Origin of the sequence: Thalassobacterium maritimum, assembly GCF_031127805.1 — a bacterium.
Lineage (GTDB): Bacteria > Verrucomicrobiota > Verrucomicrobiia > Opitutales > Coraliomargaritaceae > Thalassobacterium > Thalassobacterium maritimum.
The window spans coordinates 37,872-50,283 of the sequence record NZ_JARXHW010000019.1; the positions used below are offsets into that span (position 1 = coordinate 37,872).

General features: G+C 54.7%; 10 protein-coding genes. 9 read left to right on the forward strand and 1 reads right to left on the reverse strand.

Features of this window, described 5'->3' with window-relative positions; genetic code table 11:
• The first annotated feature begins 108 nt into the window (after positions 1-108).
• The 5 genes from QEH52_RS09790 (at position 109) to QEH52_RS09810 (ending at position 7,182) form a co-directional block, all read left to right on the forward strand.
• Positions 109-2,256 (forward strand): methylmalonyl-CoA mutase family protein, encoded by a 2,148-nt coding sequence (locus QEH52_RS09790; RefSeq protein ID WP_308950091.1) that lies wholly within the window; start codon positions 109-111, stop codon positions 2,254-2,256.
• A gap of 57 nt (positions 2,257-2,313) precedes the next feature.
• Positions 2,314-4,479, forward strand: a complete 2,166-nt coding sequence (gene scpA, locus QEH52_RS09795; protein WP_308950092.1) for a methylmalonyl-CoA mutase — start codon at positions 2,314-2,316, stop codon at positions 4,477-4,479.
• Between the two features lie 334 nt (positions 4,480-4,813).
• Positions 4,814-5,806, forward strand: a complete 993-nt coding sequence (locus tag QEH52_RS09800) for a COX15/CtaA family protein (protein ID WP_308950093.1) — start codon at positions 4,814-4,816, stop codon at positions 5,804-5,806.
• A gap of 16 nt (positions 5,807-5,822) precedes the next feature.
• Positions 5,823-6,749, forward strand: coding sequence for a heme o synthase (gene cyoE / locus QEH52_RS09805; RefSeq protein ID WP_308950095.1), 927 nt, complete (start codon positions 5,823-5,825; stop codon positions 6,747-6,749).
• Positions 6,750-6,756: 7 nt separating this feature from the next.
• Complete coding sequence (locus QEH52_RS09810) at positions 6,757-7,182, forward strand: DUF420 domain-containing protein (RefSeq protein ID WP_308950097.1); 426 nt, start codon at positions 6,757-6,759, stop codon at positions 7,180-7,182.
• Here the strand turns inward: QEH52_RS09810 and QEH52_RS09815 are convergent, their stop codons facing one another.
• Complete coding sequence (locus QEH52_RS09815; RefSeq protein WP_308950099.1) at positions 7,183-7,731, reverse strand: plastocyanin/azurin family copper-binding protein; 549 nt, start codon at positions 7,729-7,731, stop codon at positions 7,183-7,185.
• A 226-nt stretch (positions 7,732-7,957) separates the two neighbouring features.
• Here QEH52_RS09815 and QEH52_RS09820 point away from each other — a divergent pair, with 226 nt between their 5' ends.
• The 4 genes from QEH52_RS09820 to QEH52_RS09835 are packed head-to-tail and all read left to right on the forward strand — an operon-like array spanning position 7,958 to position 12,325.
• The gene (locus tag QEH52_RS09820; RefSeq protein WP_308950101.1) at positions 7,958-9,274 is read left to right on the forward strand and encodes a cytochrome c oxidase subunit II; all 1,317 of its coding nucleotides are present in this window, start codon (positions 7,958-7,960) and stop codon (positions 9,272-9,274) included.
• Positions 9,275-9,283: 9 nt separating this feature from the next.
• On the forward strand, positions 9,284-11,275 hold the full coding sequence (gene ctaD, locus QEH52_RS09825; protein WP_308950102.1) for a cytochrome c oxidase subunit I: 1,992 nt from the start codon (positions 9,284-9,286) through the stop codon (positions 11,273-11,275).
• Positions 11,276-11,320: 45 nt separating this feature from the next.
• Positions 11,321-11,926 (forward strand): cytochrome c oxidase subunit 3, encoded by a 606-nt coding sequence (locus QEH52_RS09830; RefSeq protein WP_308950103.1) that lies wholly within the window; start codon positions 11,321-11,323, stop codon positions 11,924-11,926.
• A gap of 42 nt (positions 11,927-11,968) precedes the next feature.
• Entirely contained in the window at positions 11,969-12,325 is a 357-nt protein-coding gene (locus tag QEH52_RS09835; protein WP_308950105.1) for a cytochrome C oxidase subunit IV family protein, read from the forward strand.
• Positions 12,326-12,412: the final 87 nt, after the last annotated feature.

The following is a 12,412-nucleotide window of genomic DNA, read 5'->3' on the forward strand; positions in this document are numbered from 1 at the left end:
GAATTACAAATTAGTAGAACTTACGTCAACATATTTTTATATTAAATTAGCTTATTGACAAAATTTAACTAATTCTATTAACTTCTAGTATCACATTTATTAATCACCATGAAAACGGATAAAAAAGCCACCCAACCACTCCTCTCAGAGTTTCCTGCTACCAGCGCTGAAGAATGGCGCGACGCCGCCGAGAAACTATTAAAGGGCAAGCCTTTCGATAAGGTGATGACTCGTCAAACGCCCGAAGGCATTCGCCTGGAGCCCATTTTCCGCAAGGAAGTGCTCGCCGGACTCCCCGCCGCGGAGACCTTGCCAGGCTTCGACGGATACCTACGCGGAACCTCCGCAACAGGCTACCGCAACGAGCCTTGGGAAATCGCTCAAGAGCTCCCCTACGGCACACCGAGCGAGTTTAACGCTGCAGCCCGAGCCGACTTAATGCGTGGCCAAAACGCGCTCAACGTATTACTCGACATCGCCACGCTGAAAGGCATGGACCCAGACACAGCAAAGTCTGGTGAAGTCGGTGCATGCGGCCTTTCACTCGCTTGCCTCAAGGACATCGAGACGGCTTTCAACGAAATCATGCCTGAAGCTGTCAGCTTCCACATCCGCACCGGTTGCGCGGGTCTGACCGTCGGCGCGCTCTTCTTTGCATGGCTCAAAAAGCAAGATGCTGACCTAAAAAAGATCAAAGGCAGTCTGGGAATGGACCCGATCGCGGTCAAAGCGGCCTCGGGCCAATTACCTGCCAATATGCCTGAACTGTTGAGCGAACAAGCCATCATGGCCAACTTCTGCTCCAAGGAGGCTCCTGGCATCCGCGCCGTCGGCATCTCCTCGCTCCCCTATCACCAAGCGGGCGCCTCTTCCGTCGAAGAGCTAGCAATCTGCCTGGCGACCGGAGCCACTTATCTGAACGAAATGATCGAACGCGGGATGTCGGTCGACGACGCTGCACAGCAAATTCGCTTCAGTTTCTGCATCGGCCCGAACTTCTTTATGGAGATTGCCAAGCTGCGTGCCGCACGCGCACTGTGGGCACAGCTGGTCAAAGCCTTTGGCGGCAACGCCGAATCACAGAAGATCGTTATGCATGCTCGCACGGGACTCTACAACAAGACCCAAAAAGACCCCTACGTCAATATGCTACGCACCACCACCGAGGCCCTCAGCGGCGCAATCGGAGGCGTCGACAGCATGTGCGTTGGCAACTTCGACGAAGTCACCCGTGAGCCTGACACCTTCAGCCGCCGCATCTCGCGCAACACCCAAATTATCCTACAAGAAGAGTGTGAACTGACCTCCGTAGTCGACCCCGCTGGAGGCTCATGGGCCGTCGAATGGTTGACCAATGAAGTCAGTGAGAAGACTTGGGAACTATTCCAAGCCATCGAAGCCGAAGGCGGCATGGCTGAGGCACTCAAGAGTGGCTTCATCGCTAAAACAATTGGTGCCACAGCCAAGCAGAACGAAGCCTTGCTGGGCGCACGTCGCACCAGCCTGGTCGGCACCAACGTATATCCTAACTTGGAAGAAAAAGAGCTGGAGTCCCGAGTGCCCGACTATGCAGAAGTGCGCAAGCAACGTGCTCGCGAAATTGCAGCTGCACGGATGGAGCTCGACGAAGCCTCCGACGACGCCGTGATGGAAGCGCTCGGCAAGATTGTCGACTCTAGTGGAGAAGACCTCATCCCGATCTTAATTCAGGCAGTCGAAGCCGGTGCCACCATTGGCGAAATTAGCAAAACCATCCGCGCCAGCGTCGCCCCCGGCGAAGCGATCACACCGCTGCCCACCACCCGCTTGGCCAGCAAATACGAGGCTCTGCGTAGCGCCTCCGCTCGTTTCGCGGAAAAGACAGGTCGCGCGCCAGCCATCTTCCTTACGAATTTGGGACCACTTCGCCGCCACAAGGCACGCGCCGACTTCATCAAAGGCTTTTTCCAAGCGGGCGGTTTCGAAGTCATTTCGCCCGCGGGCTTTGACACACCAGCAGACGCCGTGTCCGCACTCACCGAGTCCGAAGCCGGCATCACAGTGGTCTGTGGCACCGACGACGACTATGTCGAAAAGTTTGCCGACTATGCCAAGGCGATCAAAGCCGCACTGCCCGAAATGCAAGTGCTACTGGCAGGCTTCCCTGGCGACAATGAGGCCGCCTATAAGGAAGCGGGCATGGATGACTACATCTTCATCAAGTCCGATAACTACGAACTAAACCGCCGCTACCTCACGGGGCTGGGCGTGCTCTAGAGATCATTAGTCATAAGTGATCATTCATCATTCATCAATTATCAGCCATCAATTACTATGAAACCTGATTTCAAAAACATCAGCTACGAAGCACCCAAGCCAGCCGCCACACGGGAAGAATGGAGTGCTCAGGTAGAAAAAGAAACCGGCAAGTCCGTCAAAGAGCTCGTGACCGAAACCATGGAGCAAATCGACGTCGACCCGCTCTACGGTAAGGATGCCTATCATGGCATGGAGCACCTCGACTACACAGCCGGGGTAGCCCCCTTCCTACGTGGCCCTTACGCCACCATGTATGCCTTCCGCCCTTGGACCGTGCGTCAATACGCCGGCTTCTCCACTGCGGAAGAGTCCAACGCCTTCTACCGCCGTAACATCGCCGCGGGGCAACAAGGCCTCTCCGTCGCCTTCGACCTCGCCACACACCGTGGCTACGACTCCGACCACCCACGTGTGACCGGGGATGTCGGTAAGGCCGGTGTCGCCATCGACTCGATCCTGGACATGAATGTGCTCTTCGATCAAATCGACCTCAGCAAGGTATCCGTTTCCATGACCATGAACGGTGCGGTGCTGCCCGTGCTGGCCTTCTACATCCTGGCCGGTCTGGAACAAGGCTGCAAACTGGAAGAGCTCGCCGGCACCATTCAGAACGACATCCTGAAAGAGTTCATGGTGCGCAACACCTACATTTATCCGCCCACACCATCGATGCGGATCATTGGCGACATCTTCGAGTTCACCTCGCAAAAGATGCCCAAGTTCAACTCGATCTCCATCTCTGGCTACCACATGCAAGAAGCCGGCGCCACTGCCGACCTTGAGATTGGTTACACCTTGGCAGACGGTCTGGAATACCTTCGCACCGGCACCGAGGCGGGCCTCGACATCGACGCCTTCGCACCACGCCTCTCCTTCTTCTGGGCCATCGGTAAGAACTACTTCATGGAAATCGCCAAGATGCGCGCCGCGCGTTGCCTCTGGGCGAAACTAGTCCAGCAGTTCAATCCCAAGAACCCGAAGTCACTGGCACTGCGCACACACTCCCAAACTTCCGGTTGGTCACTCACCGAGCAAGATCCGTTCAACAACGTGACACGGACCTGCATCGAGGCCATGGCCGCTGCTTGTGGACACACTCAATCGCTCCACACCAATGCCTTGGACGAAGCCATCGCTCTGCCGACTGACTTCTCTGCACGTATTGCGCGTAACACCCAGCTCTTCCTACAAGAAGAAACTGGCATGACCAGCTTCATCGACCCATGGGGCGGCAGCTACTATGTCGAAGCGCTCACTAAGGAGCTCATGGACAAAGCCTGGGCGCACATCCAAGAGTGTGAGCAATACGGCGGCATGACCAAGGCGATCGAAGAAGGCATTCCAAAACTTCGGATCGAAGAAGCCGCCGCACGTCGCCAAGCACGGATCGACTCCGGCAAGGAAACCATCGTGGGCCTCAACAAGTATCGCCTCGAAAAAGAAGATCCACTGGAGATCCTCGACATCGACAACACCGCCGTGCGCGATTCACAAATTGAGCGCCTGAAAAAGCTCAAGGCCGAACGCGATAACGACGCTTGCCAAGCCGCCCTCAAAGCGATTACTCATAGCATGGAAACTGGCGAAGGTAACTTGCTGGAGCTGGCAGTGGAAGCCGCACGTTGCCGTGCCTCGCTGGGGGAAATCTCCGACGCCGTCGAAAACGTAGTCGGCCGCTACAAGGCCAAGATCCGCTCAATCAGCGGCGTCTACGCCAAGGAATTCGGAACCACAACGATTATGGAAGAAGTTAAAGAACTCATCGAAAAGTTTGAAACGGAAGAAGGCCGCCGCCCTCGTATCATGATTGCGAAAATGGGCCAAGACGGTCACGACCGTGGTGCCAAAGTGGTGGCCACCGGCTACGCCGACTTAGGCTTCGATGTGGATATCGGCCCGCTCTTCCAAACACCGGAAGAGACTGCGCGCCAAGCCGTGGAAAACGATTGCCACCTGGTCGCCATGTCCTCGCTGGCTGCAGGTCACAAGACCTTGCTGCCTGAACTGATTGCCGAACTCAAAAAGCTCGGTCGTGAAGACATCATGGTTGTTTGCGGTGGTGTCATTCCCGCGCAGGACTACGACTATCTCTACGAGCAAGGCGCCAAAGCCATCTTCGGCCCCGGCACCGTCATCCCTGACTCCGCCAAGAAAATGTTGGATCTGCTACTTGCAGAATAGTTCAACAAAAGTTCAATTCCCCTAGCAAAGCCCCCGACGTAAGTCGGGGGCTTTTTTTTGGTTCATCATTTACCCGTCCCCACAAATCATTCGATGTTCAATGTTGGGCGTTTGATGTTCGACGTTCCCAGTCCTCTTCCAGGTCGAACTTTGAACGAAGCTAAATCCATTCATGCACCTACGCAGACTCAGCATAAGCGTATATTAGCGGTCATAATAAAAACCCACTCATGTTCGCCTAGATACCAGAAGGAGCAAAGGTTCAGGTCAATTTGCTCTCTCAGGCTGTGCACACTTGAAATATCTGCGGCAGCCGACATGTTCGTCACACTTTATGCCCGCGCTCACCCAACAACGTACGGATGGCTATAAGCCATTCTTGTTTCTTTTTTGCCTCTTTGCTCTCGCTTGGATCACACTACTACTGTTCGCGGGTGGCATGACGACGAGCATCCAAGCAGGCATGGCCTTTCTAGACTGGCCGCTCTCCAATGGCTCCATCAACCCGGATGGCTGGTTAAGCGAATCCGACAAAATGGCGGAGCACAGCCATCGTCTGCTGGGCATGAAGATCGGCCTGCTCTCGCTCGGCTTGCTGCTATGGACTTATCTGCGCGAATCGCGTAAATGGGTGCGCACCTTGGCACGCATTCTAGTATGGGTCGTGATTTTACAAGGCGTGCTCGGAGGCTCGCGGGTACGCTTCGACCAGCTCAATATCATGAGCGATCACAATATGCTCGCTCAGAGTTTTGCTGTCATGCATGCCTGCGGCGCGATGGTCGTATTGGGCCTCTTAGTGGCACTGACACTCGCCAACACGCGCCGCTGGATTGAAGGCCGCGCGGGCCTCGACGTTGTGCTACCTGTAGGCGTAAAGCGCTGGGGCATCGCCGCCACCATCACCCTATTTTTGCAAATCCTCGTTGGTGCCATTATGCGACACGCAGGTGCTGGATTGGCAATTGCCACCTTTCCACTGGCCTCCAGCAACAGTCTAATACCTGCCTACTGGAACTTTGGCGTCAGCATCCATTTCGCCCACCGCGTGGGGGCGGTCATTGTAACAGCGGTACTGCTGATCTTTCTGGGGAAGGTCTGGGGCTCACCCGCAGCCAAGCGCGCCCTGGGCTACGGCGCCTTAGTCTTGGCACTCATCCTTGGGCTGCAAATTTTCTTGGGCGCGTTGACGATTTGGACCGTAAAAAACCCCTACGCCGCCACCTTACACCAATTAGTCGGCGCTTTTCTCCTTGCCAGCACGTGGGGGCTAACTTTTCTAGCACACCACTCAGGGCGAGCTACCAACTCTCCCCATAATAACTAGTGCCCCCACAACTACCTTGAGCTCACCGAATACACATACCAAAGACATTGCCTCCGATTCGTCCGAAACGGCGTTCTCTTTGCGCTCAAGAGTCAATGGCTATTACGAACTCACAAAGCCTCGACTCAGTTTCATGTCGGTGATTACCGCGGTGATCGGCTACCTAGCCGCCGACCCGACGCGCGACTTTGGCGTCTTAGCCAGCCTACTCATTGGCACCTCTCTGGCAGCAGGTGGTGCCGCGGTACTCAATCAATGGCTGGAGCGCGAAGCGGACGCGCAAATGGTGCGCACTCAAGACCGCCCCATCCCATCAGGACAAATCGCTCCCTATAATGCATTGATGTTTGGCACTGGTCTCAGCGTTTTTGGCACTTACTTACTCTACGCAGGCGCCAATCCGCTGGCTGGCTTACTAACAGCAGCCACCATCGCCTCCTATGTGTTGCTATACACCCCACTAAAAAAGTTAACTACTTGGAATACTTTAGTCGGCGCCTTTCCTGGCGCGCTACCACCTCTGATCGGCTGGGCCGCCGCCGAAAATGGCATCTCCACCTTGGGTTGGATTCTGTTTTCGATTTTGTTTCTCTGGCAAATGCCACACTTTTTTGCCATCGCCTGGACCTATCGCAAAGATTACGAAAAAGGCGGCTTCATCATGCTGTCCAACTCAGACGAAAACGGCACCCGAGTCGCCCGCCAAGCTTTTGTTTTCGCAATCGCGCTCGTCATTAGTACACTCCTGCCTACCTTGTGGGGCTACGCGAGCTGGGGCTATGGCGCCGTCGCGCTCATTGCGGGCTGCTATATATTACGCCCCGCATGGAGGTTTCTCAAAGCAGATGTGCGTGACACCGCAGCACGGCGCCTATTTATCGCATCGATTTTCTACCTGCCCGCCCTGCTGATCCCATTGGTGTTGGATCTATGGTTAATCTAGCTCGCACATGTCATTTACCGAATCCTTACCGACTCTAAACGCCTGCCTCAATGGCACGGCCACTGTGCTGCTGACTGCGGGCTTTATCTGCATCAAGACCGGTCGTGAAAGAGCGCACCGCGCCTGCATGCTCAGTGCGTTTTCGGTGTCTGTCATTTTTCTGTTTTTCTACGTGCTGCACAAATGGTTGGTGCAAGGAGTCCACACCCCATTCGAGGGCGAAGGCGCCTGGCGTAGCTTCTATTATGCGATGCTGGCCAGCCACATTTTCTTAGCGATGTTGATTGTGCCCTTAATATTGACGACGCTGACACTTGCAATCAGGGGTCAGCGAGAGCGACACCGCGCATGGGCGCGCTGGACCTTCCCGATCTGGTATTACGTTTCCGTCACAGGCGTGCTGGTCTATTGCTTTCTTTACCTCTGGTGGTAATTAAGGCGACTCCACAGTCATCAGGCCGCGCATGCCAGCATACATGTGAGCGGGAAAAGAACAGAGATACTCATAGTCGCCGGGCTCTTCGGGAGCGGTGAACTCGATGGTATCGCTTTCACCTGGGCCAAGCAGTTGAGTATGCGCCACAATTTGCTCTGCAAAGTCCGCGGGAATGTAATCTTGATCCCGGGCTGCTGCGGCCGCGGTGGCAAAAGCGGCTGCATCGGCCTCGGCTGTTAGAAAGACAACATTATGCCCCATTGCGGCCTTGGGCATGCGGCCCACATTGGTGAACGTCAAACGAACGGAACTGCCCGCAGGCACGGAGAAAGATTCTAGGTTAAATTTCATACGGTCATTGCCAGTCATCTCCACTATGGTCACCCCATCTACCACCGAAATAGGATTCGCGGGAACTGCGGCGCTGCCCGAGCCGTGCGCAGCACCTCCGGCGGCCTCATGCTCGTGATGCGCATGCGAGTCAGAGGAATCACCACAGGCGGTCAAAAATAGAGGCAGGGCCCATAAACTATATGTCATTTTCATGCCCCCTAGGTAGCCCAAGATCGCAAAATCGTCCAGCCTCAGATGCTAAAATTCATCAGACTGCGCACTTGGCACTACCGACGAAGCGCAACATTTGTATTACAATTGCTTAAAGAACTGTGAAGAAATACTTGTCAGGCTCCATTACGACGCTTAATCCATCTCACTTGGCTTTCTTATAGCCCCCCCATACCGACTATTCAATAACCTAAGAACTCACCTCACTGTGAAGACCATTTCAAACGGATTCTGCCGTTTCATTCAGTATTTTAGCGCACTCATCGTGGTCGCCTTTTTAGGTGGCTGCAATTTGGACACTCGCATGTCCACTTTCGTGACCAAGGGTCCGATCGCTGAGGAGCAACTCAATCTATTCATGCTCACCGTTTGGGTGACAGGTATTATCTTCGTGATCGTCGGGGGTGTATTCGTCTATGCCGTCATTAAATTCCGCGAGCGTCCTAACGATGACCGCCCGATGCCCTCACAGGGCCACGGCAACCCGCTGGTAGAAATCGGCCTGATTGGTGCATCCATCTTGCTGCTCGCGATCATCGCGGTGCCCACACTTCGGGCTATCTGGTTCACCCAGGAAACCCCGGACGATCCAGAAAGTCGCCTGGGCGCCTGGTATCAAGGCGACGACCTAGCGGAGGAAGAGGCAGAAAATCCCCTCATCATTAAAGTGATCGGCTATCAGTGGTGGTGGGCTTTTGAATATCCACAACTCGGCATCACGACTGCCAATGAAATGATCATCCCCGCAGGTAAAGTCGTGCACCTAGAGCTGCGCTCGATCGACGTGATTCACTCTTTCTGGTTGCCACGCATCGCGGGTAAGGTCGACCTGATCCCCGGGCGCACCAACTCCATGTGGATCCAAGCAGGCGATAATTTTGCCAAGTGGAAAGAAAAACAAGGCCTGGAAGGCGAAGGTCCGGAACTGCGCCAAGACTACGCGAAATACCTCGAAGAGGAGATCCACGATTATTACTACGGCCAATGCGCAGAATATTGCGGCGAGTCGCATGCGCGCATGTTGTTCCGCACTACAGCGGTCGACGATCAAGCATTTGCTGAATGGGTGGCCGACGAAAAGGCGGGCCATGGCACCCCCGACGGCAAGAGCTGGGATGAGTGGTATGCCGCTTACGAAGAAACTCCTGAAGAATTAACGGGGGATCTCAATGAAGGCCTGAAATTGTTTATGGGCCGCGCGAAGTGTGCAACCTGCCACACCGTGAACGGTAACCCGCGCGCGGTCGGCGTCGCTGGGCCCAACCTGACCAATATCGGCTCGCGCCAGTCGATTGCAGCCGGCTGGCTCAATCACCGTGCCGAAGATGGCAGCATCGATGTCGAAAAACAATACGACAATCTTTACAAATGGATCCACGAGCCCGAAGTCGTTAAGCCCGGCAACCTGATGTGGAAAGCCAATGGTGGTGGCATCGGCGAGTTGATCGATGAACACGGCGAGCCCGCGCTACTGACCGACGAAGAAGTCAGCAAGCTTTCACTTTACCTTCAATCTCTCAAGTAGGCCTTTCAGATGAGTCAAACGGAAACCGCAACACCCGCCCCTAAAACCAGCCACGCTCACCAACCGCACGTGCTCAAACCTGAGCGCAGTCGCTTGGGCCTAATGCGCCCGGACCATAGCAAGAGCGTATTCATCGACTGGTTGACCACAGTGGACCACAAGAAGATCGGCATCATGTATGGTGCCATCGCGCTATTTTTCCTGTTTATCGGCGGCATCGAAGCCTTGATCATTCGCACTCAGCTGATCGTGCCGGAAAACAACTTGATCTCGGCAGAGCGCTACAATCAGCTCTTTACTATGCACGGCACCACCATGATTTTCCTTGCGGTGATGCCCTTGAACTCGGCCTTCTTCAATTTCCTGATCCCCTTGCAGATCGGCGCGCGCGACGTCGCCTTCCCGCGCATCAACGCGCTGAGCCTATGGTCATTCGTGGCCGGCGCCCTGGTCATCAACTTTGGCTGGCTGCTGGAAGCGTTACAAATGATGGGGCTCTTCGCCGCATCGGGCCCGACTGCGGGCATGACCGATTTGGCACCTTCGGGGGGATGGTTTGGCTACGCCCCCTTGAGCAGTAAAGAATATTCCGGCGTCGGCACCGACTTCTGGATTATGGGCCTCCAGATTCTTGGGGTGGCCTCACTCACTGCATCCATGAATTTCATCGTCACCATCCTCAACATGCGCGCACCGGGCATGAAGATGATGCGCATGCCGGTCTTCACTTGGATGAGTTTGGTGGTGGCATTTTTGATCATCTTTGCCTTCCCAGCGATTACCATCGCCCTGGGACAACTGATGTTTGACCGCACTTTTGGCACCAACTTCTTTAATGTCGCCGGGGGCGGACAACCCATCCTGTGGCAGCACTTGTTCTGGATTTTTGGTCACCCGGAAGTTTACATTCTGGTGCTGCCTGCCATGGGCATCATTTCGGAAGTGCTGCCGACGTTCTCGAAGAAACCACTTTTCGGCTATTCCATCGTCATTTTCTCGGGCGCGGTGATCGGCTTCCTCGGCTTCGCAGTATGGTCGCACCACATGTTCACCACAGGACTGGGCAAGGTGGCCACAGCGGCCTTCTCACTCTTAACCATGGCGATCGCGGTGCCCACCGGCGTGAAGATTTTCAACTGGGTCGGCACCATCTGGGGCGGTCGTATTCGTTTCACCGCTCCGATGATCTTCTCCTTGGGCTTCGTCTGGATGTTTATGATGGGGGGCTTCTCCGGCATCATGCACGCCGCAGCCCCAGCCGATGCGCAGCAGCAAGACAGCTATTTCGTGATCGCCCACTTCCACTACGTGATCATGGGCGGCATTTTCCTCGCTCTGGTATCGGGCATTTACTACTGGGTGCCCAAGGTGTTTGGTAAAATGTGGACCGGCTCACTCAGCACATGGGTGGCAGTTCTCATCGTTGTCGGCCTGAACGTGACGTTCTTCCCGATGCACTTTCTGGGCCTGCTCGGCATGCCGCGCCGCACCCACACCTACCTGGAAGGCTTCGGCTGGTCGACTTACAATTTGGTCTGCACCCTTGGTTCCTATATTCTGGCCATCGGCATCTTGCTACTACTCGTCGACTTGATCCGTTGCTTGCGTCGTGGCGAACCGGCTGGCGATGATCCTTGGGATGCTCGCACCTTGGAGTGGGCCACCACCTCACCTCCTCAGGTTTACAACTTTGCCAAGACTCCAATCATCCCAGCACGTGACGCACTCTGGTCACACAAGCATGGGCCCGAGGGTAAGAAGATCACCTACGAGGACGACCATGGTCATGGCATTCACATGCCGAGTAATTCATGGATGCCTTTGATCGCATCGATTGGCTTCGTGCCACTCGGATTAGGCATGACTCTGAAACAAGCGGGCGTCCCCTACATGGGCTCATTCGCCATCTTCGGCCTCTTTGTGATCACGTTGGGCCTAGCGCTCTGGGCGATCGAAGGTCCTGGCGGCTTTCACCTGCACCCGGATGAGGACGAAGCATAGCGTCAACATTTCCTAATTTTTAATTCCTAATTCTTAATTTTCTAAATGTCTGACACAGCAACAGCACATCACGACGACGGCCACCTCAGCCTGAACAACGACAACAAGAAGCTACTCATGTGGCTCTTCCTCGGTTCGGACTGCATGTTTTTCGGCACGCTCATTTCGACTCACTTGATCTACCGCAAGATCTACCCCGAGTCCTTTGACCCCACGAGCCTCTTCAGCTTGGAGCTCACCTCGTTCTCGACCTTCATCCTGCTGATGAGCTCCTTCTTGATGGCGCTGGCAGTTTCGGCCATGCACAAGGGCGAGCTTAAAAGCTTTCGCCGCAATGTGCTGGGCGTCATCTTCTTCGGCCTGATCTTCCTCGGTTGCCAAGTCTATGAGTTCGCGCACTTCGTGCACGAGGGCCTCACCCTTTCGACAAATACCTTCGGCTCGACCTTCTACATGATGACAGGCACCCACGGTGTGCACGTCGCAATTGGTATATTTTGGCTCATCTGCATGTATTTCTACTCTCACACAGGTAAGATGGATGCACATGAGAGCGCAGTGGACGTGGAGATCGCGGGCCTCTACTGGCACTTTGTCGACATCGTCTGGATCGTCATTTTCACCGCAGTTTATTTGATCGAGTTCATTTGATCGATCGATTCGCACCTGTTATATTATTAAAAAACTTTGACCATGTCTGACGTACACTACGCTCCACTGCCTGTCTCTGAAAAATCACACAAGGACAGTGAAACCGACAAGTACCATACCTTCGTCAACCTAGCGCTCGGCCTAGCCGCCATCACTGGTGTCGAACTGGTATTGGTTTACTTGCCCTTCAATTCGACCTTTATCTTCACGGTCCTATTGACGCTCTCCTTGTTCAAATTCGTAGCCGTGATTGCATGGTTCATGCACCTGCTCTACGACAAACTGCTACTCACACTGGCCTTCGGCACCGGAATGGCGATCGCCACCGGCACCTTTGTGGCGCTGGGCTCATTGATCTCACGTAGTAATGTAGACCTAGACGCGATCACCGCCTTCTAAGCGCAAGCGTATCGCATACTGGCGAAGAGCAGAATCCCCCGCATTCTGGTCAACTTCGAGCGACTTTTAGCGGCTACTGACGAAAAC